Origin of the sequence: Corynebacterium amycolatum SK46, from assembly GCF_000173655.1 — a bacterium.
Taxonomy (GTDB): Bacteria; Actinomycetota; Actinomycetes; order Mycobacteriales; family Mycobacteriaceae; genus Corynebacterium; species Corynebacterium amycolatum_A.
The window spans coordinates 72,334-95,979 of the sequence record NZ_ABZU01000009.1; the positions used below are offsets into that span (position 1 = coordinate 72,334).

A 23,646-nucleotide genomic window follows, 5' to 3' on the forward strand; every position below is an offset into this window, starting at 1 on the left:
AAAAAAAACCTCCGCGTCTGGCAGGTTACGATGGTCGGCCTTAACCTGACGCATCAGGCGCTGGCGACTCCAGAGTTAGAGGCCTAGCTCACGGCCGACGGCTAGGCCTCTCTTTCTTCACTTGCCGGTACCACCTACGCATCCGATTAATCGCGGCACTGGCGGCCCATCCGCCGAGAAATAGTAGCGGGATGTAGAAGAACACGACATAGGCGACGGCTAGACCGTCCTGCCCGTCGGGCGGCGTGGTGAGAAATAGGAATGCCAGATCTCCAAGCGCGGCAATTCCTGCGCCGGTAGCTGCTGCGACAATGCTCCGCGCGCCGGTCATCCCCCGAGCCGACGAGCCATCACCGGCGAAAACGGCTATTGCTCCGACCAGCATTACTGAGACCAACATGGACACAATCCACGACGCAATTCCTTCGTCGTAGGCGAGATTGGGCTCCGGCAAGATTAGCCCACCCAAAACACTCCACGCGACCGCGGCAAAAAAGGACGCCAGCAAGGGGCGGGTTATACTGTCGAGCCTCATGCGTCCCAGGTTACGTGAGATGACCTTAAGAAAGACCGAATCTCCCCTCCCCAGTGAAGAATCGAGTCACACCCACAAGAGCACAATCCTCCGAGCATAAAGTGGGTTACGTAGAAAAACTGACAACCCGAAAAACTTACGGGCTGCAAATGTGAAACTGTGCGAGCTTATGACACTTTCAGGCAATTTTCCGGGCCATTTTTGACATAACCACAGTCAGTAACTCGGATCGGCCCAACGCCACCGGTCATAAACGTGGTCAGTAACTCGCATTGGGACTAAACGGAAAAAGGTGCCCACCGGCGAAACGCCGACCAGACACACTTTTTGCTACTTAACCCATATTTCGGTTCACGAAGATACCTACGCGCTGGAGAAGCTGGCCGAGGTCAAGTCAGCGCGCAACCTCACCATGATTCTGACTCCTGGTAACCACGATCAGATTCACCCCAAGTTCCAGCCTGCGGTGCAGATGGAATGGATGGGCGCCTTCCAGAATGTCTTTGACCTCATCAGCCTGAATCTCCAGATTAAACAGGTCAAGAAGGCCTATCTCTTCAACCACTACCCCACGCTGATGGATCGGACCGCGTCCAAGAATGCCGTCCGCTGGGCTCCGCACGCTAATCGTTGGACCGGCATCGTTCACGGTCACACGCATTCGTCCGTGACGCTCATGCCCGGCCACGTCAACGTCGCGCCCGAAGCCCACGACCTGCAGATTATCCACAGTTCGACACTCTGGGACCTCCTAGATCAGGTCTAACCTTTAGCTTTACGACGGTCCCCGCGCCCCAGCCCAACCGCGCCACCTGCGGCTTCGGCTGGGGAACTCATAGCGCCCACGTCTCTAAGTACTCAGGTACTGGCTAGCTCGGGCAGCTTTGTGCCCCCCAAAAAAAAGTGCTCCATCGCCTCCTATGCGCCTGTCCACTTATGGCTTAACTGTCCGCCTATGGCCCAAAAGTGACCTGTGGCGCAAATGTGTACATATGGTCGCGTATACAGAGCCAAACGTTACTGTCGAGCCATACGTCATCTTCGAGCCATACGTGGCGTGCTGCCGCGATGCCGTGATGGCTCCTCTTCACTTGTCATTGCGCTATTGGGATTCTAGAACCCCCGCATAAGTGGCGAGTAAGTGGCAAGCTTTCGGCTCCAGCGCTCTGGCCCAAGACTCCAGCGACTTGTGGCCAAGGTATTCACCTATCGATGCGCTGGAGCGTGGCCATAAGTGAATACCTCATCGACAGGTGAGAGACCCGGCCAATACCGTGCGCATAAGTGCCGAAAAACCATCGACAAGACCCCGACACCATCGACAAGACCCCGAAACTTGGCCATAAGTGGCGGAATAGAAAATAGACCGCTCACTCCCACGGCCCAACCCCTCGATAACCAGCCGGGGCGCGTCGGGGGAAAGACACGATTTTTGTCCTTTGGCCCGAATATTTAATGATTGTTTTAGTGGATTAACACTCCGAATAAAAAACCAGGCCAGAGAAAAACTCTCTGACCTGGCCTAATTGCTCCTCCAGCTGGACTCGAACCAGCAACCCTTCGATTAACAGTCGAATGCTCTGCCATTGAGCTATGGAGGAATATCCACCGCACAGAACCAGCTGAACCAAACTTCGGCCATGCCGTTCCTTGCGACGGATAGATACTTTACCCAGACCCCTTGAAACTCACAAATCGCCAGGTCACAGGTCAATTTAGACTTCTTTTACCCACACTCCATAACACCGCTGTGAGTTCTCGGAGCCACGCAATCCGGGCACACCCCAGGCGCACGCCCCAGGCACACACCCCAGGCGCACACCCCAGGCACACAACCGACATTCCCAGTCCACGCACACAAACAGCCCCTACCAGTACTGAAAACGTTTTCCATCATGCACTTTTCATAGCGCGTTCATACGATGGGGCTTATGTCTGAACAAACCAACAAAACCAAAAATACCGAGCAAACCGAGCAAACCGCACGCGTTGTTCGTGGCGTTATCGCACGCGAAAAAGGCGCACCTGTAGAACTTACTGATATCCACATCCCGTCCCCGGGCCCGAACGATGTCATTGTTGACATCCAGGCCTGCGGCGTGTGCCATACAGACCTGGCTTACCGCGACGGCGATATCACCGACGAGTACCCGTTCTTCCTCGGCCACGAGGCCGCAGGCGTGGTCTCCGAGATTGGCGAAGAGGTCACGCATGTTGCCGTCGGCGATTTCGTTGTCCTCAATTGGCGCGCCGTCTGCGGCGAGTGCCGCGCCTGCAAGCGGGGAGAACCGCAGTACTGCTTTAGCACTTTCAACGCCTCCAAGCCCATGACGCTTGCCGACGGCACCGTCCTCACCCCAGCCCTTGGAATCGGCGCTTTTGCGGATGCCACCCTCGTCCACGAGGGCCAGTGCACCAAGGTCGATTCGGCAGCAGACCCAGCCGTTGCGGGCCTGCTGGGCTGCGGTGTCATGGCCGGCATCGGTGCGGCCATTAACACCGGTGAAGTCAAGCGCGGTGAATCGGTAGCCGTCATCGGCTGCGGCGGCGTTGGTACCGCAGCTATTGCCGGTGCGAAGCTGGCCGGCGCTAGCAAGATTATTGCCATCGACATCTCAGACGAGAAGCTGGACACCGCCCGTGAATTCGGCGCGACCGAGACCATTAACTCTGCGGAGCTGGCTAAGAGCGATAAGGGTACCGGGGAAGAGGATCCCGTCGTTAAGCGAGTGCGTGAGCTGACCGATGGTTTCGGTGCTGACGTCGTGATTGATGCGGTCGGCCGTCCGGAAACTTATAAGCAGGCGTTCTACGCCCGTGACCTGGCTGGACGCGTTGTGCTGGTCGGTGTCCCCGCGCCGACGATGGAGCTAGACATCCCGCTGGCGGATGTGTTTAGCCGCGGCGGTGCGCTGAAGTCGTCCTGGTACGGCGACTGCCTGCCGGAGCGCGACTTCCCGATGCTGGTGGATCTGTCGTTGCAGAATCGCCTGCCGCTGGAGGGCTTCGTGACGGAGCGCATTGGCATTGAGGATGTTGATGAGGCCTTCGAAACTATGAAGGCCGGTAAAGTACTGCGATCGGTGGTCACACTGTGAACAAGGATTTGAGGGTTGACCACGTTCTCACGTCGGGCACGTTCTCGCTCGATGGTGGCGCGTGGGACGTAGACAACAACGTATGGGTGCTCGGCGATGACCGTGAGGTCATTGTCATCGATGCGGCACATGAGGCGCAGCCGATTATTGATGCGGTGGATGGTCGAAAAGTAAAGGCCATCGTGTGCACCCACGCGCACAACGACCACATCACTGTGGCCCCTGAACTGCAGGAGAAGCTCGACGCTCCCCTGCTCGTCCACCCGGGCGACCAGATGCTGTGGGAGCAGTCCTGGCCGGACCTGGCGCACGAGGATTTGGCGCACGGTCAGCGCCTGGAGATTGCAGGCACGGAGGTTGTCATTATTAATACTCCGGGCCACTCCCCTGGCTCGTGCTGCCTGTACGTGCCGGAGGCCGCGGAGCTGTTCTCGGGTGACACGCTGTTTTCCGGCGGTCCTGGAGCGACCGGTCGGTCCTACTCGGATTTCGACACGATTATTAACTCCATCCGCGACAACCTGTTGACCCTGCCTGCGGAAACGACTGTCCGCACGGGGCATGGCGACCACACGACGATTGGTCGCGAGGCTCCGCACTTAGAAGAGTGGATTCGCCGCGGCTACTAGTCGCTAGCCACTAGCTACTCAAACACGACCTTGACCGCCTCTGCCTGCAGTTCGCGGCGGTACTGCTCCATCGCGAGCAGATCCGCGAACAGCGAGTTGTAGGCGGTTTCGTCGTCCGATGGTCGCATCCGCGATAGCATCGCCTTCAGCTGCGCAATCTGGTCACCGACCCACACTTCCTGCAGCCGCGCCAGAATCGCCTGTGCATACGGGCGCAGCGTCTCTGTATCGACGGCGATCTGCTCCACTCCCAGCTCAGTCACGAGATGCTTGACGACGTCCTCCCGCGCCTGATCCATAATTGCGGTCGCCCAACTATGTGGCTGTGTGGCCGCTTCCCCGCAGGCACCACCTGCAGCCATGATGGCGTCGAATACCGCTCGGTAGGTCGGATGCCCAAAGGTCTCGGGTGCGAGCGCATCGAATACCGGGCCGGTGGTGGCGGGCTCCTGAATTGCCAGCTTGAGGGCCTCCCGCTGCGCATAGAGCACAGGGTCCCGCGGGTTTGGATACGGCAGTGCCGGGTTGCGCCGGCGCCGCGCTTCCTCCGCCTCTTCGCGGGCACGGGCCTCTTCTTGGCGACGCTGGTAGGGAGTGCGCTTTTCATTCTGTGGCCGACTGGCCTCCTCACGGACGCGCTGCACCAGCTCGGCCTCATCATTCCAGCCAATCCAGCCGGCAACTTCGCGGGCATACTCATCGCGCAGCGCCGCGTCCTTGAGCTGGGCCAGGACAGGCACCACGCGGCGCAGCCCGGAGACCCTGCCATTAGCGGTGGTCAGGTCATAGTCGGCCAGAAGTGTGCGGAGGACAAATTCGATCAATGGCCGTCGTGAAGCGACGAGATCGCGCACTGCAGCCTCGCCCTTCTTCTGGCGCAGATCACACGGATCCATGCCGTCCGGCGCGACAGCGACGTAGGACTGGCCGGTGAAGTTCTGCTCCCCCTCGAAGGCGCGCATGGCGGCCTTCTGCCCTGCCTCGTCGCCGTCGAAGGTGTAGATGAGTTCGCCGCGGAAGAAGTTATCGTCGAGCATGAGACGGCGCAGCAGCTGGAGGTGTTCCTCACCGAAAGCGGTACCACAGGACGCGACGGCTGTGGTCACGCCTGAGGCGTGCATGGCCATGACGTCGGTGTAGCCCTCCACGATTACAGCCTGATGACCAGCGGCAATGTCCTTCTTTGCCAGATCCAGACCGAAGAGCACCTTGGACTTCTTGTACAGCATGGTCTCGGGCGTGTTCATGTACTTGCCCAGATTGTCATCGTCGAAAAGCTTGCGGGCACCAAAGCCGATGACATCGCCGGACATATTGCGGATCGGCCACATGAGACGACGGTGGAAACGATCAATCGGCCCCATGCGCCCCATCTTGGAAAGACCCGCCTTATCCAGCTCCTCGAAGCTAAAGCCTAGGCGCTGCAGGTGCTTGGTTAGAGTGTCCCATCCGGCCGGCGAGTAACCACAGCCGAACTGGGCCGCGTGCTCGGCGGTGAAGCCGCGGTTCTCCAGAAACTCGCGCGCGGGCGCTGCCGCTGGCGTGGAGAACTGTTCGCGGTAGAACTTCTGTGCCTCGCGGTTTGCGGCGATGAGACGCTGGCGAGTTCCCGGTTCCTCGCGACGGCCCGTGCCACCGCCCTCATAGTTAATGTGGAAGCCAATTTTCTCCGCGCAGGCTTCGACAGCCTCCGGGAAAGACAGGTGTTCCATCTCCATGAGGAAGCTGAATACATCACCGCCTTTTCCGGTGGAAAAGCAGTGGTAGTAGCCATGATTGGGGCGTACGTGGAACGACGGCGTGCGCTCGTCTTTAAAAGGCGAAAGCCCTTTCAGAGAATCCGCGCCAGCCGGTTTGAGGTTCACGTATTCTGCAACGATCTCCTCAATCGGAGTCCGTTCGCGGATTGCCGCGATATCGGAGTCCGGAATTCTTCCCCTAGCCATGAAAATAACCTTACCCAAACCGTCCAATCGACTCCGCCGTAGAGGTTTCGCTTGCCGACGAGCCGCCCGCGCCCAACCCATAACGTGCCGGCGGCGACAGATATGGAAAGATACTAGCCATGGCTGAGTGGAAGAAGATTGCGAGCGGCGTAGGCGCTGCCGCCCTGGTGCTAGCTGGTAGCTATCTGGGGCTCGATGGCGGAGATCAGAACTCTACGGCATCCGAGGACTCACAGGGGACGCAGAATACCGAATCGCAGACTTCCGCTGCGCCCAGCTCGAAATCGAGCCCGAAGCCTGGCACTAATTCGGGAAGCAACAAGTCGGGCACCAAGGGTGCCACCTGCGCAGTAGATACCCTGCCGCAGGAGGCCGACGATGTTATCGACCGCATCCTGACCGACCAGGACCATATCTACTCGCAGCACGACGGCAAGCACTTCGGCAACTACGAGGGACGCCTGCCGAAGCAGCGCGGTGACTACTACCGCGAGTACACCGTGACCACCCCGGGTAATTCCAGCCGCGGTGCACGTCGCATTGTTGTCGGCGGCGGTTCCGAAAATGACCCGGATGTCTGGTACTACACCGACGACCACTACGAGAGCTTCTGCGAAATTCCTGACGCGGAGGAGTAGACAACTATCCCCACGCCGCGGCCACACCAGCAATCTGGCGATCAAGCCGCTCTACACGCGACTCCGTCATCGACGCTAGCTGATCAACGATAACCCGCAGCCGCGTTTGGTCACTCTCCGCCCGGGAGTAGAGCCACTGGAACATCGGATCAAGAGTTCCCGGAGCACCCTCCTGCAGATACTCGGCCAGCCGGAAAAGACGATCGCGCTCACGCTCCTGACGGCGAATATGACGCGGAAGATCCATCACGTACAGCACGGCGATGGTCTTCAGCATGGTGACCTCCGCCAGAATCGAGCTGGGCACGGCGAGGTCCGCGTCGTAACGCCCGAGCGGAAGCGTCGATCCGGAGGCAGCACGCGTACCCGCGACGGAAGCCGTGACAAAACGGCCGACCAGCTCCGAGGTCATCCGTTTCAGCGCGACCAGCGAGCGCAGCGAACCATCATAGGACGCCGCAGCTGATACCACCGGCAAGCTGGCAAGACGCCCGGCAGCTTCGACGAGCTCTGCCGGATCGCCACCAAACGCGGCAGCGCCCTTGTCAGCGAGCGCGGCCAATTCCACCGTGTCCCAGAGAACACCCAGGTCAACACGGCCAGAGACGATGCCATCCTCGACATCGTGGACGGAATAGGCGACATCGTCAGACCAGTCCATGATCTGCGCCTCAAGACACTGCTTGCCGTGCGGAACGCCCTGGCGAATCCACTGCAGAATCGCAGCATCTTCCTGGTAGGCGCCGTACTTGTGGCGGAGCTGACCATCGGGACCAACCGGTGTCCACGGGTACTTACAAGCCGCATCGAGCGCCGCCCGAGTGAGATTGAGCCCACAGGGCTCACCTGTACCATCGAGCACCTTTGGCTCAAGGCGAGTGAGAATACGCAGCGTCTGAGCGTTGCCCTCGAACCCGCCGCAACCAGCGGCAATCTCGTTGAGGGCGCGCTCACCGTTGTGGCCATACGGCGGATGCCCGATGTCATGCGTCAGGCCGGCCAGCTCTGCGAGATCCTCATCTGCACCCAACTCGCTGGCGATTCCGCGGGAAATCTGCGCGACCTCCAGCGAGTGAGTCAGGCGTGTGCGCGGAGTATCGCCCTCCCCTGGCCCCACAACCTGAGTTTTGTCAGCCAGCCTGCGCAGCGCTGCGGAGTGCAGCACGCGAGCGCGATCTCGCGCAAACGCCGCCCGGTGGGTTTCCAAGGACTGCACCCCGGGCAGCAACGACTGCTTCGGAGACTCCTCGACAATACGAGCGAGTTCAAAAGATGAATACGAAAATTTACCGGCCACGTAATTATTGTTACGTATCCTGGTAGTTATGTCTGACAGGAATCGCGTGTTTCGCCCCCTTTACCTTGCCGCATCGGGTGCTTTTCTCGGCCTGAGCATGCCGCTCATCACAGCTGCGCTTCCAACACAGCCTCCGGTTGATGCGCCCGCATCGCTACTGGCACTCGCACCGTCAGCATCACTCGCACACGCCGAGACACCGACAGAGGTATCGGGCGACGTGGACGATCTCGCAGGTGTGCTGAGCGGCGGCGATGAAGCTCGTCTGAAGGAGCAGATTCAGCAGCTCAAGGCAGAGAAGCGACTCCTGTTCTCGGTGTTTTACATCAAGAGCTTCGACGGCATTCAGGGCGAACAGTGGGCACAGCAGGCCTGGGAGCACCTCGGAGCTGCCGACAACCGCGGTGTCCTGGTCGTCGCCGTGGAAGACCGAAACCTCGGCGCTTTCGTCGGAGACTCCTTCCCCCGCAACGCAGAAGCCGTCAACAGTGCAGCTCAAGGACAGCTGTTAGAGGATGACAACTGGGCGGCTGCAGGCGAAGCTGCCATCGCCGAGGCAGGCGGTGGCAGCGGCTCCGCCGGTGGGTGGGCACTCGGCGCCGGCCTCGGTGGTGCCGCCGTTGTCGGTGGCGCCACCTGGGCCGTGGGCCGTCGCAATAAGAAGAAGCGCGATGAGGAGGAGATCGCTCGTGGCCGCAACATCGACCCCAGGGATGTCTCTTCGCTGGACTCGCTGAGCACTAGCTCGCTCGATGTTCTTGCGCGCGATGAGATTGTCAGTACCGATGAGTCCATCCGCAAGGCCAACACCGAGCTCGACCTCGCCCGCGCTGAGTTCGGCACCGAACGCATCCGCAGCTTCGACAACGCACTGAAGCACTCTCAGTCCACGCTCGAGCGCGCGTTTGCACTTCGCCAACAGCTTGACGACGGCTCCGTAGCCGACGAAATCGAGCGCCGCAGTGTCCTGCTGGAGATTATCTCCACCTGTGGTGTTGCAGATGACCAGCTCGACGGCGAGGCCGCAAACTTCCAGAAGCTCCGCCAGGAGTTGATGAATGCTGAAGCGACCATTTCGAAGCTCACTCAACGAAGTGTCGAGCTGCGTTCACGTATGCCGCGTGCCGGCGGAATTCTCGACGGTCTGCGCGCACGTTACGAAGAGCAGATGCTCAGCTCTGTGACCGACAATATTGACATGGCCACGGAGCACCTGAATCAGGCTGACCAGTCAATGTCTGAGGCCCGACGCATAGCTGACCTGCCCGCCGGTGAGCAAGGTGGTCTGATTGATGCGCTGTCGGCCACCGACTTTGCGCTCACACAGGCAGAGAGTCTTCTGGAGGCCATTGAACACGCCGATAGCGATATTCACGCTGCAGTCGCTGGACTGGCTTCCCTTATCGCCGAGGTCCGCGGTGAAATCGATGAGGCCTCGCACCTGATGTCGGCACCGCAAGGCGCCAACATCAACCGCGAGCGCCTCAATGCGGCCATCGAAGCAGGCCGTGAAGCACTCGGCGTGGCAGCCAATAAGTCCGAAGTGGATCCGCTGAGTTCCTGGACCGCACTGACCGATGCCGATGAGCTGCTCGACGAAGCCCTGGACTCCGCTCGAGACAAGGCCGCGTCGTTCGCCCGAGCTGCCGCCACTTTGCAGCACAGCATGCAAGATGCCGACAATCACATTCGCGCCGCGGCTGACTTGATTGCTACCCGCCGTCGTGTGGTTGGCGCTGAGGCTCGCACTCGCCTCGCGGAGGCGCAGCGTGCTTACGGCTCTGCACAGGGCTTGGCCAATGACGAGCCGAGAAAGGCGTTGGCCTACGCACGTCGTGCGCGCAAGCTCGCGGCTGAGGCCGCTGACTTGGCTCGCCGCGACATCCGCCGCTACCAGGATCAGCGCCGTGGTGGCGGCAGCAACGGTTCAATGGTCGTCGGCATGGTGCTGGGCAGCATGCTCAGCAACAACAGCGGCTTTGGTGGCAGCATCGGCGGCTTCGGCGGTTTCGGCGGAGGTTCGAGCCGACCAGGAGGCTCCGGCAGCACAATGGGCTTCTAGCCGGTCAAGAAAGCCACTCGCAGGACTCTAAATCCGCATCTGGCGTGGTCCATCCACAGACCACGTCGCCAGTGCGGCGGCAATCAGCCAGTCTTCGAAACTCCCCCGGAAGTCTCCCTCCTGGGCATAGACACCAAATACCCCTCGTCCTAGGCTGTCCTCTCTGACGATTCGGGCGAGCTCATAGCCTGGCCGCTCGATGTCGTAGACCGTGCGAATTCCTCGTCCTTCTCTGTTTAGGACAAAAGAATCCCCCTCATCCGGATTCGTCATTACTAACGCGTTCGTGCTAAAAAAGCGGGCTTTCACCTGCCAGCCACGCCCTTGTGGCGAGGTAATCCAGAAAGCATTAAAGACCCCGTCCTGACAGCTCCAGCCGTCGGACAGGGTCTTTTTGTTCTCGTCGTAAACGACGCCGTCTGCAATAGTTGCTACACGATCCACACCCAAATCATATAGGCAATCAACAAGAGCAAGCAGACAGTGAGAATCCAGGTCGAGGAAACCATGCGGGACTCCAGCACTCGACGAGCACTGTAGACCAGGAAGATCTTCTCCTCTTCCGGCAGCGCACGGCCCTCGTCGGTGTCGAACTGCACCTCTGCGTGGCGCACGCCACGGGACGCACCGGTGAACTGGCCCCACTTCTCGCCGGTCTTCGCGTTCTCGATGACGTAGTTCGTCGATCCCTCGCACACCAGCTTGCCTTCGGGACGATTCGGCCCGAAGGTCACTGAAAGCTGCTTGGCTCGCGAAATCTTGTCGCGGTCAGCAGCAACGGTCGAGAACACGCGGCCGTCGGGAAGCGTGGCGGAAACACGGTGATTAGCAGAGGCGTCAATGACCCACTCCCCTTCCGGGGTGTTGAGGCGATCGCCCTGCTCATCACGGATGTACGTGCCGATTTCGGTGCTTTCCTTCAGAATCGGCCAGGTTTGCTCGGATTTTTCCCGAGAGCCGTCGCCGAGACTATAGGATTCCCAAAAAACTTCTTCGGCCATTAGCAGCCCACCAGGCGAGCGGCGAGGTAGCCTTCCAGCTCGTCAATCTTGACGCGCTCCTGCTCCATGGTGTCGCGGTCGCGGACGGTGACAGCGTTGTCCTCGAGAGTATCGAAGTCAACGGTGACACAGAACGGAGTACCAATCTCATCCTGGCGACGGTAACGACGGCCGATAGCACCGGAGGTGTCGTAATCGACGGCCCAGTACTGGCGCAGCTTGTCCGCGACAGCCTCAGCAGTAGGAGTCAGGGTGTCCTTCTTCGACAGTGGCAGAACAGCAACCTTAACCGGCGACAGACGCGGGTCGAGCTTCAGCACGGTACGGGTGTCGGTGCCGCCCTTTGCGTTCGGCACCTCTTCCTCGGTGTAGGCATCGCACAGGAAGGCCATCAGGGCGCGGGTCAGACCGAAGGACGGCTCAATGACGTACGGAACGTACTTTTCGCCGGTGACCTGGTCGTGGTAACGCAGGTCTTCCTTGGAGTGCTCGATGTGGCAGCCGAGGTCGTAGTCCGTACGGTTGGCGACACCCATCAGCTCGCCCCACTCGTTGCCCTGGAAGTGGAAGCGGTACTCGAAGTCAATCGTGCGTGCAGAGTAGTGAGCGCGCTCGTCCGGAACGTCGAACTGACGCATGTTCTCCGGGTTAACGCCCAGGTCGATGAACCAGTTCCAGCAAGCGTCGACCCACTCATCAAACTTCTCTTCCGCCTGATCCGGTGCGACGAAGTACTCGATCTCCATCTGTTCGAACTCGCGGGTACGGAAGATGAAGTTACCCGGGGTAATCTCGTTGCGGAATGCCTTACCGGTCTGGCCGATACCGAACGGTGGCTTAATACGAGCCGTGGTCATAACGTTCTTGAAGTTGACGAAGATGCCCTGAGCGGTCTCCGGGCGCATGTAGTGCAGGCCCTGCTCATTGTCCACCGGGCCGAGGTAGGTCTTCATCAGACCGGAGAACATCTGCGGCTCAGTCCACTTACCCGGCTGACCGGTCTCCGGATCCGGAACATCTGCCAGACCATTGGCCGGCGGGTGACCGTGCTTGGCCTCGTAGGCCTCCAGTAGGTGGTCAGCGCGGTAGCGCTTGTGGGTGTGCAGGGACTCCACCAGCGGGTCGGTGAAGGTAGCGACGTGGCCGGAAGCTTCCCAGACCTGGCGCGGCAGGATAATGGAGGAATCCAGGCCGACGACATCCTTACGGCCGGTGACGAAGGTCTTCCACCACTGGCGCTTGATGTTTTCCTTCAGCTCCACACCCAGGGGACCGTAATCCCATGCCGAGCGTGTACCGCCGTAAATTTCACCACACGGGTAAACGAATCCCCTGCGCTTACACAGGTTGGCGACGGTATCGACAACTGACTTAGGTGCCACGGTCTAGACCACTCCTTATAAATGGCTTCGCATCGCACACCACACGCCTTTTCCGGACACTCAATTCAGCCCGTTCCGTGCGGCGGACGACATAATGAAAAGCAAAATGTACTGACCCCGACAGGCCAGTTAAAAGTTCCCCTATACTCTAGCGCATCTTGTCCAACCGATACCGGGTAGTGTCGGTTACATGGCTGGCGAAGATATGCACGAAGTTAGTTCTGGCGAAAACCCACGCGATACGGGCTCCCCCGCTAGCGCCGGGGCACACGCCTCCGCGCGGCCGGCCGCAACCCGCATCGGCCAGCGCAGTACTCGCCAACGCCGCGCCGTCGTGTCGATTATGAGTGAGGCCCCTAATTTTCGCTCCGCTGCTGACATTCATAAGTCGCTGACGGAGCGGGGGGACAAGGTCGGCTTGACGACGGTCTATCGGACGCTCCAGTCCCTTGCGGAAATGGACATTGTCGATGTTCTGCACAATGCCTCCGGAGAGGCTCTCTACCGGCTGTGCGGTGACCACCACCATCATCACCTGGTCTGCACCGATTGTGGCAGCACCGTTGAAGTCGCTGGCGGACCAGTCGAGCAGTGGGCTCGAAGCCTGGCGGAGGAGCACGGTTTTAATCTGACCGGGCACACTGCCGAAGTTTTCGGCCTGTGCAGGGACTGCCAGAAGAAGTAGCCCGGCCTCCCGCCCCAAAAAACCAGCTTTAGGCCTTGCCGAACCTACGGTCGCGCTTGGCGTACTCCACCACTGCGGCGCGCATGTCATCCCGACCGAAATCCGGGAAAAGCTTGTCCTGATAGACCATCTCCGCATAGGCGGACTGCCAGATCAAGAAGTTGGACGTGCGCTGCTCGCCCGACGGACGCAGGAACAGATCAACATCCGGCATGGTTGGCTCGTCCAGGAATTGCGCGAAAGACTTCTCGGTCAAGTCATATTCGCTGAGCTCCCCTGCTGCTGCCTGACGAGCAATTTCCCTGGCAGCGTCGACAATTTCGGCACGGCCACCGTAGTTGACGCACATATACAGAGTTAGCGCGTCATTGTCCTTCGTCTGCTCCTCGGCAATCTCCAGTTCTTTAATCACTGAGCGCCACAGTCGCGGACGACGCCCTGCCCAACGCACGCGAACGTTCTTCGAATCCAGCTCATCACGACGTCGGCGCAGCACATCGCGATTAAAGCCCATAAGGAATCGGACCTCATCGACCGAACGGTGCCAATTCTCAGTGGAAAATGCGTAAGCCGACAGGTGCTTGACGCCCATCTCCAAACAAGCATCGACGCACTCCATCAGCACGGCCTCACCACGCTTGTGCCCCTCAGTGCGTTTGAGCCCACGCTGCTGCGCCCATCTACCATTGCCGTCCATCACGAGCGCGATGTGATTGGGCACGAATTGCTGCGGTACAGGAGGATTCAACACGCTTCCTATTGTGCCCCACCGCTACTGTTTACTGCCAAAAAGCATCCACGTGTTCCAGCGCTGGCACTCGGCGGCCCAGGTAGTACTGCAGGTACTTCGCCGTCAGGGTACGCGCCGTCGCCATCCGTCCCTCGAATTCGCTTGACGACGTATCGATGCCCGACCACTGCTCATGGGCAAGTTGCCACATCAGATGCAGAACCTCAGTCGGCGGAGTATCCGCACCCGGTGGCCGGCAGTTGGTACACACTGCTCCGCCCAGTGCGGGGGAAAACGCATGATGTGGCCCGGCCTTGCCGCAGCCTGCGCATTCAAACAGGCTCGGCTGCCAGCCGGCTTGCGCCATTGCCCGCAGGATGTAGGAGGTCAACAACAAATCGGGACGATGTCGCCTGGCTGCAATATCATCGAGCGATTGGGTGGCGAGGTCCCACAATTCGGGAGCCGGTACTTGCTCCTCGCCGACAATGCGTTCGGCGACGTCCAGGACTGCACACGCACAGGTGTAGCGCGCATAGTCGTCGACAAGCGGTGCCGCCCACGTGCGCACGGTATCTGCGCCTGCGATAGTGGACAGCCCCCGGCGTGGGTAGATGTTGACATTCACGTCGACGAATGGTGACAAGCGAGAGCCGAATCGGCTCTTCGCGCGGCGCACACCTTTGGCGACACCGCGGACTAGGCCGTGGTCGCGGGTGAAAAGGACGATGATGCGGTCGGCTTCGCCGAGGTCGTAGCGGCGCACGACCAGCGCACGGTCGCGATACGGCTCGACCAATTTTTTAGAATCCCAACTTGCCCAGCTGCTTCGGGTCCGACTGCCAGTCCTTCAGCACCTTCACGCGCAGGTCGAGGTAAACATTCTGACCGAGCAGCGCAATGAGTTCCTTACGAGCCTTGTGAATGGTGGTGCCCATGCGTCGACCGTCGCGCCCCATGAGGATGGACTTCTGCCCCGAACGCTCGACATAGATAACGGCGTGGACATCCAGGACGCCTTCGCGGTCCTGGTTTGGCAGCACCTCATCAATCTGGACCGCCACGGAGTGCGGCAACTCATCGCGCAGACCGCCGAGGGCCGCCTCGCGGATGAGCTCTGCCATCCGGGTGTGCAGATCCTCATCGGTGATGTGCCCCTTCGGGTACAGGCGCGGACCCTCCGGCAACTGGGAAGCCATGACATCAATCAGCGTGTTGATGTTCTCGCCGGACTTCGACGACAGTGGCACCAGCTCGGCATCCGGACCGAGCAACTCCTGCAGCTCGATCAGGCGCTCAATAATGGTGTCGCGCGAGACCTTATCCACCTTGGACACAATGCCCATGATGTTCTTGCAACCTTTGGAGACATTCTCGTAAATCCAGCGGTCACCAGGGCCAATTTTCTCGTCGGCAGGCACGACCATCGCGACCAAGTCCACATCGGAGTAGGTCTCCTGAACCATGTCATTCAGGCGCTCGCCGAGCAGCGTGCGTGGCTTGTGCAGACCTGGCGTATCCACGACAACAATCTGACAGTTCTCGCGGTGGACTACACCTCGGACTGGATGACGCGTGGTTTCCGGCTGGTTAGCGGTAATAGCGATCTTCTCGCCCACCAGGGAATTGGTCAGCGTGGACTTACCGGTATTCGGACGCCCCACGATAGAGACGAACCCAGAGCGAAAGCCCTCCGGCGCACTGTAATCATCAGCAGCTCCGCCAAGTCCAGCATTGGCCAGCATGTCATCAAGATTGCCCATCAGTATCTTCTTCCTCGGAGTAAAACTCCGCAGTCGGCTCCACCACCACAGTGCGTACTCGCATACGACCACGACGGTCACGCGAGCCCTCGGCGGTAAACTTCAGTCCTGCATATTCTACGTACGAACCCGGCAGTGGCACACGTCCAAGCTCATATGCCAACAGACCGGAGACCGTATCCACCTCATCGGTGACCTCGTCATCGAAGACGAGTTCGCGCCCATGAGCTTCGTCGTAAAGCTCAATGAGCTCGCCCAAGCTGAGGCGCGCCTGCACGCGGTAGGAGGCATCCCCCAGCGGTTCGATGGGGGCCTGCTCGGCCTCGTCGTATTCGTCGGCAATCTCACCGACAATCTCCTCGAGGATGTCCTCAATAGAGATAAGACCGGCGACCGATCCGTATTCGTCGATGAGAATGGCGATGTGATTGCGGGTGCGCTGCATTTCATCGAGCAGATCATCCAGTGGCTTGGAGTCGGGCACAAAGACGCAGTCGCGCATGACCTCGGAGACACGGACACCGCGACCGCCATCAGTACGCGAGTACGTCTGCTGGACAATGTCCTTTAAGTAAATGACGCCGACGATGTCCTCAACGCTCTCGCCAATCACCGGCAGTCGCGAGTGACCCGACTTCACGCATAGAGCCACTGCCTGACCACAGTGCTTATCCGCCTCGATCCACACCATCTCTGGGCGCGGAACCATAACAACGCGTGCCGACGTTTCCGCGAGATCAAACACAGACTGAATCATGCGGCGCTCATCGTGCTCCACAATGCCGCGCTCCTGGGCGATATCGACCATCTCGCGCAACTCGACTTCGGTGGCGAACGGGCCATCGCGGAAACCACCACCAGGGGTGATGATGTTGCCGAACCAAATCAGCAACTTTTCAAGTGGCCCCAACACCTTGGCCATAAAACTCAGGACGACCGCGGTGGCAAGGGAAATCGAGTACGGATTCTTCCGACCCATCGTGCGGGAAAACACCCCGAGGACCAGGAAGGTGAACAGAGCCAGCAACACCACTGCAGCCACAATGGCCCAGCGTTCCGGCTCGAAAAGCTTGAGACAGACTGCCGCAAGCGTCACTGCACCGATTGATTCGCACAGCGTACGCAAAATCACCAACACATTTACGTGCCGAGCCCGATTCTCTACGACCTTGAGAAGAGCATTAGCACCTGCGACCTCGTCATGCTGCAGTTCTGCCACGCGCGCACGGGAAATGCCTGCGACCGCAGTTTCGACTGTGTTGAGTCCGCCAGCGCAGATCATCGCCACAACGGCGACAATTATCAAAGTGATCATCGCTCGTTAGAACGCTCCGGGAACGCATTGGGGTTAATTGGTTTTTCGGAAAAGCTCACGCCACGACGATCGATGTCGTCGTACCAATCCGCCAACAGGCCATTTTGCAGGGAGAACATCTGGCGCTCTTCCTCCGCCGTGACATGGTCATAGCCCAACAGGTGTAGTACCCCGTGCACGGTGAGCAGAACCAACTCGTGGCTCAGCGGATGGCCTGCACGCTCAGCCTGCCCCGCGGCAAACTCCGGGCACAACACAATATCGCCCAGCATCGCAGGCCCTGGGCTAGCTGCGTCTGGTCGGCCAGAGCCGGGAGTGAGCTCATCCATCGGGAAGCTCATCACATCCGTCGGACCCGGCAGATCCAGCCAGCGCACATGGAGGTCTTCGATCGTCTTCAAGTCGACAATGTGAATGCTCAGCTCAGCTGCCGGATGCACGTCCAGGCGGCCCAGCGCATAACGGGCAACGTCGATAAGCGACTCTTCATTGACGCCCTGACCGGACTCGTTGAAAACTTCAATGCTCATGTAACTTCAGCGTCCTTTATCGCTTTGTGGCGGACTGTCGCTTTTGTGGGGACTCGGCGCCCTGCTCAATACCTTCGTTATAGGCATCGTAGTCATCGTAGGCCTCGACAATTGCGGTTACCAGCGGGTTGCGCACCACATCTGCAGCGGCCAGCGCCGGAAAAGCGATTCCCGGCACGCCGCGCAACACCTCACGGGCGACGGCCAGACCGGACTTCTGCCCTCGAGGCAGGTCGACCTGGCTGGCGTCACCGGTGATCACCATCTTCGAACCGAAGCCCAGGCGGGTGAGGAACATTTTCATCTGCGCCGGAGTAGTGTTCTGTGCTTCGTCGAGAATGATGAACGCATTGTTCAAGGTACGGCCGCGCATGTACGCCAGCGGTGCGACCTCCACTACCCCAGTTTCCATCAGCTTTGGAATCAGCTCTGGCTCGAGCATTTCACGCATCGCATCGTGCAATGGGCGCAGGTAGGGGTCAATCTTCTCGTGCAGAGTACCCGGCAGGAAGCCCAGGTTCTCACCCGCCTCCACTGCGGGGCGAGTCAGAATAATGCGTTCTACCTGCTTATTCTTCAGCGCAGCAACGGCCTTGGCCATGGCCAGGAAGGTCTTGCCCGTACCGGCGGGGCCGATACCGAAAACAACGTTATAGCGGTCGATGGCATCGACGTAGTTCTTTTGCCCCTCGGTCTTGGGACGCACGGTCTTGCCACGATGTGTCACGATGCCGCCACCGAGCACCTCGCTGGCGGACTTCTCCCCGCGATCCACAATGCCCACCGCGTGCCGCACCGACTCCGGCGAGAGCTCATGCCCACGACGGGCCATCGCCTCTAGCTCCTTGAACGCACGGACAGCCAACGAAACATCCGCCGGGGCGCCCTTAATGGTCACAACCCCGCCGCGGACATGAATATCCGCTGCCAGCAGAGATTCCAACAGACGTAAATTCTGGTCCGCATGACCGACCACAATCGGCGCGAGATTGTCATCGAGCTCGACGACGGCGGTGGTACGAGCAGTTACTGAATACTTTGTCATTATGCGTCTATCCTACTGACCACGCGTGGGTGCGCCGCCCCAGCGCTTTGTCAACGGACCCAGTGCGCAAAGAGCAGCAGCTCCCGCGAGGGCGCTGCGGAGAACTGTCGGGCCAAGTACTACCGAGCTCGCACCCGCGGCACGAAAGGCCTCGAGTTCTCCGGGGCTGACTCCCCCTTCTGGGCCGACGATGAAAAGAACCTTGTCAGCGTTTGCTGCCTGTGCGGCGAGTTTCACGAACGGAGCGGTTTCCTCCTCGTGCAAAACGGCTGCCACACCACCTGCTGACGTGGTTTCCCGGATGAGTTGTTCAATATCGGCGGAGCTATGCAGGTCAGCGACCGGCGGAATCCATGCACGACGAGCCTGCTTGGCTGCCTCGCGCGCAGCCGACTGCCACTTGGCGCGGGCCTTAGTGACCTTCGCGGTACCCTGCCATCGGGCCACACAATTCACGGCCGCCCAGGGGATAATCTCATCGACCCCGGCCTCGGTCATCAAATCGACCGCAAGCTCAGCACGATCCGACTTCGGCAGTGCCTGCACCACAGTGACGTGCGGGCGCGGACGTGGACGTTCCTCGGCGGCAATCACGCGAACGTGGACCTCACGCGAATCTACGTGCATGAGCTGTGCCCGCACCACCTTGTCCGCACCATTGGCAAGAAGAATCTCCGTGCCCGCCTTCAGTCTGCGAACGCTGATGTGTTTTGCCTCCGACCCAAGGATTCGAATGATTTCTTCCGGGCGCGGCAGCTCGGTGAACTCACCGAGGAATACGGGCAAACTCATGTGTGCTTCACACTCACTGGAGGGGGCGTTGGGGATGGCGTGTTTTAACGGCGGCGGAAACGGGAGAAGAAACCGCGGCGCTCACTCGAGTCTGCCACCTTGGCATCATCATCGCGGTGCTCGCGTAGCTTCTCCAGCAGCTCGCGGGACTTGCGGTCCAGCTTCGTCGGCACCGTGACATCGACGTGTGCGACCACGTCGCCGTTGCCCTCGCCGCGCAGATGTGGCATGCCCTTACCCGACAGGCGAATCTGCTCTGCCGGCTGGGTGCCCGAATCAACCTTGATGGTCATTGGCTCGCCGAGCAGGTCGTCGACCTCAAACTCGGTACCAAGAGCAGCGTCAGCCATGGGCACCTGCACGTTAAAGTGCAGATCGTCGCCCTCACGCTCGAATACAGGGTGCGGGTCCATGGCAACTTCCACGTAGAGGTCACCCGCCGGGCCGCCGCCCGGGCCGACCTCGCCCTGACCTGCCATGCGAATACGCATGCCATCAGAGATACCTGCCGGAACGTTTACCGTCAGATCACGGCGAGCGCGCACGCGGCCGTCGCCACCACAGTTGTCACAGGGATCGGGGATGATTTCGCCGGTGCCCTCACAAGTCGGGCACGGCCGCGAGGTCATCACATTGCCCAGGAAGGAACGCTGGACCTGTTGAATCTCGCCAGTGCCATCACAGCTGGTACAAATCTTCGGCTTGGATTTGGACTTCGAGCCGGTTCCCTCGCACTGGTCACACAGCACCGCGGTGTCCACCGTGATGGGCTTGCGGACACCGGTGAATGCCTCATCGAGGCCCAGAGAAATACGCAGCAGAGCATCTGCACCTGGCTGTACCCGCGAGCGACGCTGACGGGTCCCGCCGGCACCGCCGAAGAATGCCTCGAAGATATCGCCGACTCCGCCGCCACCGAAACCGCCGAAGCCACCGCCTGGCATACCGCCCTGCGGATTGAGAGGGTCTCCTCCCATATCCACAATCCGGCGCTTTTCAGGATCCAGCAGGACCTCGTTCGCCTCAGAGGCCTCACGGAACTTCTCCGCAGCTTCTTCATCACCCGGATTACGGTCTGGGTGGTACTTGAGCGCCAGCTTTCGGTACGCCTTCTTAATCTCAGCGTCCGTAGCGTCCTTCTCCACTCCGAGGATGCCGTAATAGTCGCGTGCCAACTTTAGCTACTTCCTTTCAATACCCGGCCAACGTACTGTGCAACAGCAGCAACCGAGGAAATTGTTCCCGGATAATCCATAAATGTGGGGCCAACTACTCCCATGCCACCCAAAATTTCGGTGCCGGTGCCATAGCCAGTTGAAACAACTGAGGTAGCGCGCAGCTCCTCGTCCTCGTTTTCCTCACCGATAGAAACGCGAACGTGGTGCAAATCCTGCGCGGCCGACAGCAGTTTCAGCACGACCACCTGTTCTTCGAGAGCTTCAAGAACCATGGGCAACGTAGAAGGTAAGCGACCGGCCATATTACCACGGGTCAAATTCGACGCTCCGGCCAGGATGAGTCTGTCATTCGGCTTCTCAATCAGCGACTCCACCAGCACCGTCGAGCAGCGAATAAGCACATCCCGCAAATCACGCGGGGCGTTAGCCGCAAGATCGGAGATCGCAATCGACGCGTCGGCAAGCGTGTGCCCCGACATTGCACGGTTGAAATGCTCGCGCAAGAGCGGCACGAGATCGGGATCCATCGGTGCTGGCAGTTCAACATTGCGCTGCTCCACGCGCCCGGTGTCGGTGATGACTACCAGCAACAACCGCGCGTCGGCGAGCTGGACGACCTCGCAGTGCCGGACGCGGGAGACTTCCAGCGTCGGAACCTGCACCACTGCGACCTGGCGAGTCAGCTGGGCCAGCAGCTGCACACTGCGGCGCAGAACGTCCTCCAGATCGACACCGCCTTCGAGGAACTCGAGGATAGCTCGGCGCTCAGCCCGGGACAGCGGCTTAATCTGCGAAAGGTTGTCCACAAAAAGGCGGTAGCCCTTCTGAGTCGGGATGCGCCCGGACGATGCATGTTCCTGCTGGATATACCCCTCGGCCTCCAGCACCGCCATGTCATTTCTAATGGTCGCCGAGGACACACCCAGATTGTGGCGCTCCACCAGAGCCTTCGAGCCAACGGGCTCCTGGGAAGCTACGTAATCCGAGACAATTGCCCGAAGAACTTCCTGCCTGCGCTTATCCGTCTGAGATGACATGCGGATAGTTTAACTAAGGATGTCAACAATTATTGCGTCGGCCAGCAAACGACCGCGATTGGTCAGCTGAATCCGCTGGCCACCATCGACGGAAACAAACTCCACCATGCCCGCTTCCGCTTGCCGACGTGCCTTGCCCAGCTCATCCTCACCGAGCAGATTGGCATCGATGCCCTCGGCCAGGCGGAGGCCCAGCATAATCTTCTCGGTGTGCCGATCCTCTGCGGTTAGTTCCTCTGAATCCTTGATTGGCAACTCGCCGCCGGAAATAGTCGCCGCGTAGCGAGCCGGATGCTTGGCGTTGTAAAACCTCGTGCCATCCAGGTGCGAATGTGCACCGGGACCCGCACCCCACCAATTTCCATCGCGCCAGTAGATCATGTTGTGGCGACATTGGCCGCCCGGTTTTGCCCAGTTGGACACCTCGTACCAGGAGAAACCGGCTTGACTCAGTGCAGCATCGATGCGCTCGTAGCGGTCGGCGAGATCGTCGTCGTCAGGCATCGGCAGCTCACCGCGACGAACCTTACGCGCCATTGCGGTACCTGGCTCGACGATCAGCGAGTACGCCGAAACATGATCGACCTCCGTGGCCAGGACCGCCTCCAACGTCGTATCGAGGTCGGCCATCGACTCCCCTGGCGTGCCATAGATAACGTCGAGGTTGATGTGCTCAAAACCAGCTGCGCGTGCCTCCGCCACCGCTGCCGCAGGACGCCCCGGCGTGTGCGTGCGATCCAGAGTGGTAAGCACATGCGGCACAGCCGACTGCATGCCCAAGCTCACACGGGTAAATCCTGCCTCGGCCAGGCCTTCGAAGAACTCCGGAGAGGTCGACTCGGGATTCGACTCGGTGGTGACCTCGGCGTCGTCGGCAAGCCCAAAGCTATTGCGCACACCGTCGAGCAGACGACGAAGACCGCTCGCCCCCAACATCGACGGCGTACCACCGCCGACGAATACGGTATCGGCGCCACGCGCGAGTTCAGGGTGCTTTACGACGGCCATCTCGAGCTCAGCCACGATGGCATCGAGGTAGTCTCCCTGCGTTGCGCCACTGCCCAGCTGACCTGGCGTGTACGTGTTGAAATCACAGTAGCCACAACGGGTGGCGCAGAATGGTACGTGTAAGTAGACACCGAAGGAATCGGTGTGTGCGGAGGCTTCGCTCACGCATGCTCCTTGGCTCGACGTTGCTTGACGCGGCGGACAATTTCATCGATGCGGGCGCGTTCCATCAGGAACTCCGGAGGCCTGCGGCCGCGCAGCGCATTGGCAACTGCCGGATGAGTCTCGGGAACAGCAACACACCAAGCGGCGGCAGCGGATAGTGCTCGGCGACCAGACTGCGCGTACAGCTGCGGAAGCACCACACTACCGAGCTTTTCCACGCCTCGGATGTTTTCGGCGGAAACCCAGTCGGCTAGTTCCTCCAGGTAGGAGGCCACGGCATCGGAGCGGGCAATCATTGCCTGCGTGACCGTAGGGACTGCAACCGGATGCTTCAATGGCGCCGGGATGAGCGACAATGACTGCACATCCGGAGACTTCGGTGCCGGATGCGGGTGTCGCCGCGGTGTCGAAGCGGAGGAAAGAGTACCGATGCGCCCCGAGCGAATGCCTGAGGTAAACGCTTGGCGTAGACCATCAAGTTCACCAATTAGCGGGCGGCAGTCCTCAACGGCCTCGTCGACGATGTCAGCGAGCTCGAGGACACATTCGTCCACCAACTCACGATCTACATCAGCAACCGCCTCAGCGAGGTGCTCGATGTGTTCGGCAACTTCGTCACCAATGTCGTAGAGTTCTTGGGTCACTTCGCGCAGGCGTAGCCGAGCATCGAAGTGGTTAATCATTGCCCGCCCTCCCACGACGTCTTCGGTGTCGGTGACATCATCGCAGTTTTCCGCTTTCGAATATCGACGAACATTGACGAATGCCGACTTTCGAAAACTGAAAACTCCTTAAAAATTTCTAGCGCCC

At 59.9% G+C, this 23,646-nt stretch carries 23 protein-coding genes and 1 tRNA gene; 6 read left to right on the plus strand and 18 right to left on the minus strand.

Annotated elements, in window-relative coordinates; translation table 11 throughout:
* Nucleotides 1-88 precede the first annotated feature (88 nt).
* Entirely contained in the window at nt 89-535 is a 447-nt protein-coding gene (locus tag CORAM0001_RS07115) for a hypothetical protein (RefSeq protein ID WP_040361501.1), read from the minus strand.
* A gap of 292 nt (nt 536-827) precedes the next feature.
* Between CORAM0001_RS07115 and CORAM0001_RS07120 the strand changes: the two genes are divergently transcribed.
* Nucleotides 828-1,301 (plus strand): hypothetical protein, encoded by a 474-nt coding sequence (locus CORAM0001_RS07120; protein WP_005511015.1) that lies wholly within the window; start codon nt 828-830, stop codon nt 1,299-1,301.
* Between the two features lie 763 nt (nt 1,302-2,064).
* On the opposite strand, the gene CORAM0001_RS07125 is transcribed toward CORAM0001_RS07120, so the two are convergent.
* A tRNA-Asn gene (locus tag CORAM0001_RS07125) sits at nt 2,065-2,136 on the minus strand.
* A gap of 330 nt (nt 2,137-2,466) precedes the next feature.
* Here CORAM0001_RS07125 and CORAM0001_RS07130 point away from each other — a divergent pair.
* Together CORAM0001_RS07130 and CORAM0001_RS07135 are read left to right on the plus strand one after the other, a co-directional pair.
* Complete coding sequence (locus tag CORAM0001_RS07130; RefSeq protein WP_005511078.1) at nt 2,467-3,633, plus strand: S-(hydroxymethyl)mycothiol dehydrogenase; 1,167 nt, start codon at nt 2,467-2,469, stop codon at nt 3,631-3,633.
* Complete coding sequence (locus CORAM0001_RS07135; protein ID WP_005511039.1) at nt 3,630-4,262, plus strand: MBL fold metallo-hydrolase; 633 nt, start codon at nt 3,630-3,632, stop codon at nt 4,260-4,262. Before CORAM0001_RS07130 ends, CORAM0001_RS07135 begins: the two co-directional genes overlap by 4 nt.
* A gap of 14 nt (nt 4,263-4,276) precedes the next feature.
* On the opposite strand, the gene dnaG is transcribed toward CORAM0001_RS07135, so the two are convergent.
* Complete coding sequence (dnaG, locus tag CORAM0001_RS07140; RefSeq protein WP_081451112.1) at nt 4,277-6,208, minus strand: DNA primase; 1,932 nt, start codon at nt 6,206-6,208, stop codon at nt 4,277-4,279.
* Between the two features lie 119 nt (nt 6,209-6,327).
* Between dnaG and CORAM0001_RS07145 the strand changes: the two genes are divergently transcribed.
* Nucleotides 6,328-6,846 (plus strand): guanyl-specific ribonuclease, encoded by a 519-nt coding sequence (locus CORAM0001_RS07145; RefSeq protein WP_005511100.1) that lies wholly within the window; start codon nt 6,328-6,330, stop codon nt 6,844-6,846.
* A gap of 4 nt (nt 6,847-6,850) precedes the next feature.
* Here CORAM0001_RS07145 and CORAM0001_RS07150 read toward each other — a convergent pair whose 3' ends face one another.
* Nucleotides 6,851-8,143, minus strand: coding sequence for a deoxyguanosinetriphosphate triphosphohydrolase (locus CORAM0001_RS07150; RefSeq protein ID WP_005510988.1), 1,293 nt, complete (start codon nt 8,141-8,143; stop codon nt 6,851-6,853).
* A gap of 28 nt (nt 8,144-8,171) precedes the next feature.
* Between CORAM0001_RS07150 and CORAM0001_RS07155 the strand changes: the two genes are divergently transcribed.
* Nucleotides 8,172-10,205, plus strand: a complete 2,034-nt coding sequence (locus CORAM0001_RS07155) for a TPM domain-containing protein (protein ID WP_244262015.1) — start codon at nt 8,172-8,174, stop codon at nt 10,203-10,205.
* Nucleotides 10,206-10,232: 27 nt separating this feature from the next.
* On the opposite strand, the gene CORAM0001_RS07160 is transcribed toward CORAM0001_RS07155, so the two are convergent.
* Genes CORAM0001_RS07160 through CORAM0001_RS07170 form a run of 3 tightly spaced genes read right to left on the minus strand, consistent with a single transcriptional unit; the run spans nt 10,233 to nt 12,588 of the window.
* Nucleotides 10,233-10,649 carry a hypothetical protein gene (locus CORAM0001_RS07160; protein WP_040361503.1) on the minus strand — a complete coding sequence of 139 codons (417 nt, stop codon included), beginning with the start codon at nt 10,647-10,649 and terminating at the stop codon, nt 10,233-10,235.
* Entirely contained in the window at nt 10,637-11,206 is a 570-nt protein-coding gene (locus CORAM0001_RS07165) for a hypothetical protein (protein WP_005511064.1), read from the minus strand. Before CORAM0001_RS07165 ends, CORAM0001_RS07160 begins: the two co-directional genes overlap by 13 nt.
* On the minus strand, nt 11,206-12,588 hold the full coding sequence (locus tag CORAM0001_RS07170) for a glycine--tRNA ligase (RefSeq protein ID WP_005511098.1): 1,383 nt from the start codon (nt 12,586-12,588) through the stop codon (nt 11,206-11,208). The genes CORAM0001_RS07165 and CORAM0001_RS07170 overlap by 1 nt, the downstream gene beginning before the upstream one ends.
* A gap of 190 nt (nt 12,589-12,778) precedes the next feature.
* Between CORAM0001_RS07170 and CORAM0001_RS07175 the strand changes: the two genes are divergently transcribed.
* The gene (locus tag CORAM0001_RS07175) at nt 12,779-13,273 is read left to right on the plus strand and encodes a Fur family transcriptional regulator (protein WP_005511059.1); all 495 of its coding nucleotides are present in this window, start codon (nt 12,779-12,781) and stop codon (nt 13,271-13,273) included.
* A gap of 28 nt (nt 13,274-13,301) precedes the next feature.
* On the opposite strand, the gene CORAM0001_RS07180 is transcribed toward CORAM0001_RS07175, so the two are convergent.
* From CORAM0001_RS07180 to CORAM0001_RS07230, 11 genes are read right to left on the minus strand one after another with little or no spacing between them, the layout of a single operon-like run.
* On the minus strand, nt 13,302-14,024 hold the full coding sequence (locus CORAM0001_RS07180; RefSeq protein ID WP_167317512.1) for an isoprenyl transferase: 723 nt from the start codon (nt 14,022-14,024) through the stop codon (nt 13,302-13,304).
* Nucleotides 14,025-14,052: 28 nt separating this feature from the next.
* A complete protein-coding gene (recO, locus tag CORAM0001_RS07185; protein WP_005511001.1) occupies nt 14,053-14,802 on the minus strand; it encodes a DNA repair protein RecO in 750 nt (249 codons plus the stop codon).
* Nucleotides 14,803-14,806: 4 nt separating this feature from the next.
* Entirely contained in the window at nt 14,807-15,748 is a 942-nt protein-coding gene (gene era, locus CORAM0001_RS07190; RefSeq protein WP_050773626.1) for a GTPase Era, read from the minus strand.
* A gap of 4 nt (nt 15,749-15,752) precedes the next feature.
* Nucleotides 15,753-17,081: a hemolysin family protein gene (locus CORAM0001_RS07195; RefSeq protein ID WP_005511037.1), complete on the minus strand. Its 1,329-nt coding sequence runs from the start codon at nt 17,079-17,081 to the stop codon at nt 15,753-15,755.
* Nucleotides 17,078-17,611, minus strand: a complete 534-nt coding sequence (gene ybeY / locus CORAM0001_RS07200) for an rRNA maturation RNase YbeY (RefSeq protein WP_005511056.1) — start codon at nt 17,609-17,611, stop codon at nt 17,078-17,080. The genes CORAM0001_RS07195 and ybeY overlap by 4 nt, the downstream gene beginning before the upstream one ends.
* A 16-nt stretch (nt 17,612-17,627) precedes the next feature.
* Entirely contained in the window at nt 17,628-18,656 is a 1,029-nt protein-coding gene (locus CORAM0001_RS07205) for a PhoH family protein (RefSeq protein ID WP_005511086.1), read from the minus strand.
* A gap of 12 nt (nt 18,657-18,668) precedes the next feature.
* Entirely contained in the window at nt 18,669-19,448 is a 780-nt protein-coding gene (locus tag CORAM0001_RS07210; RefSeq protein ID WP_005510985.1) for a 16S rRNA (uracil(1498)-N(3))-methyltransferase, read from the minus strand.
* Between the two features lie 44 nt (nt 19,449-19,492).
* Complete coding sequence (gene dnaJ / locus CORAM0001_RS07215; protein WP_005511084.1) at nt 19,493-20,623, minus strand: molecular chaperone DnaJ; 1,131 nt, start codon at nt 20,621-20,623, stop codon at nt 19,493-19,495.
* Between the two features lie 2 nt (nt 20,624-20,625).
* Nucleotides 20,626-21,663: a heat-inducible transcriptional repressor HrcA gene (gene hrcA, locus CORAM0001_RS07220; RefSeq protein WP_005511093.1), complete on the minus strand. Its 1,038-nt coding sequence runs from the start codon at nt 21,661-21,663 to the stop codon at nt 20,626-20,628.
* 9 nt (nt 21,664-21,672) lie between these two features.
* On the minus strand, nt 21,673-22,836 hold the full coding sequence (gene hemW / locus CORAM0001_RS07225) for a radical SAM family heme chaperone HemW (RefSeq protein ID WP_005511011.1): 1,164 nt from the start codon (nt 22,834-22,836) through the stop codon (nt 21,673-21,675).
* Nucleotides 22,833-23,519, minus strand: a complete 687-nt coding sequence (locus CORAM0001_RS07230; RefSeq protein ID WP_005511067.1) for a hypothetical protein — start codon at nt 23,517-23,519, stop codon at nt 22,833-22,835. Before CORAM0001_RS07230 ends, hemW begins: the two co-directional genes overlap by 4 nt.
* Nucleotides 23,520-23,646: the final 127 nt, after the last annotated feature.

Coding starts and splice junctions, on each gene's coding strand:
- CORAM0001_RS07115 (WP_040361501.1), bottom strand. CDS start 535: ATGAGGCTCGACAGTATAACCCGCCCCTTGCTGGCGTCCTTTTTTGCC.
- CORAM0001_RS07130 (WP_005511078.1), top strand. CDS start 2,467: ATGTCTGAACAAACCAACAAAACCAAAAATACCGAGCAAACCGAGCAA.
- dnaG (WP_081451112.1), bottom strand. CDS start 6,208: ATGGCTAGGGGAAGAATTCCGGACTCCGATATCGCGGCAATCCGCGAA.
- CORAM0001_RS07145 (WP_005511100.1), top strand. CDS start 6,328: ATGGCTGAGTGGAAGAAGATTGCGAGCGGCGTAGGCGCTGCCGCCCTG.
- CORAM0001_RS07155 (WP_244262015.1), top strand. CDS start 8,172: ATGTCTGACAGGAATCGCGTGTTTCGCCCCCTTTACCTTGCCGCATCG.
- CORAM0001_RS07165 (WP_005511064.1), bottom strand. CDS start 11,206: ATGGCCGAAGAAGTTTTTTGGGAATCCTATAGTCTCGGCGACGGCTCT.
- CORAM0001_RS07175 (WP_005511059.1), top strand. CDS start 12,779: ATGGCTGGCGAAGATATGCACGAAGTTAGTTCTGGCGAAAACCCACGC.
- era (WP_050773626.1), bottom strand. CDS start 15,748: ATGCTGGCCAATGCTGGACTTGGCGGAGCTGCTGATGATTACAGTGCG.
- CORAM0001_RS07195 (WP_005511037.1), bottom strand. CDS start 17,081: ATGATCACTTTGATAATTGTCGCCGTTGTGGCGATGATCTGCGCTGGC.
- ybeY (WP_005511056.1), bottom strand. CDS start 17,611: ATGAGCATTGAAGTTTTCAACGAGTCCGGTCAGGGCGTCAATGAAGAG.
- CORAM0001_RS07205 (WP_005511086.1), bottom strand. CDS start 18,656: ATGACAAAGTATTCAGTAACTGCTCGTACCACCGCCGTCGTCGAGCTC.
- CORAM0001_RS07210 (WP_005510985.1), bottom strand. CDS start 19,448: ATGAGTTTGCCCGTATTCCTCGGTGAGTTCACCGAGCTGCCGCGCCCG.
- hrcA (WP_005511093.1), bottom strand. CDS start 21,663: ATGTCATCTCAGACGGATAAGCGCAGGCAGGAAGTTCTTCGGGCAATT.
- CORAM0001_RS07230 (WP_005511067.1), bottom strand. CDS start 23,519: ATGATTAACCACTTCGATGCTCGGCTACGCCTGCGCGAAGTGACCCAA.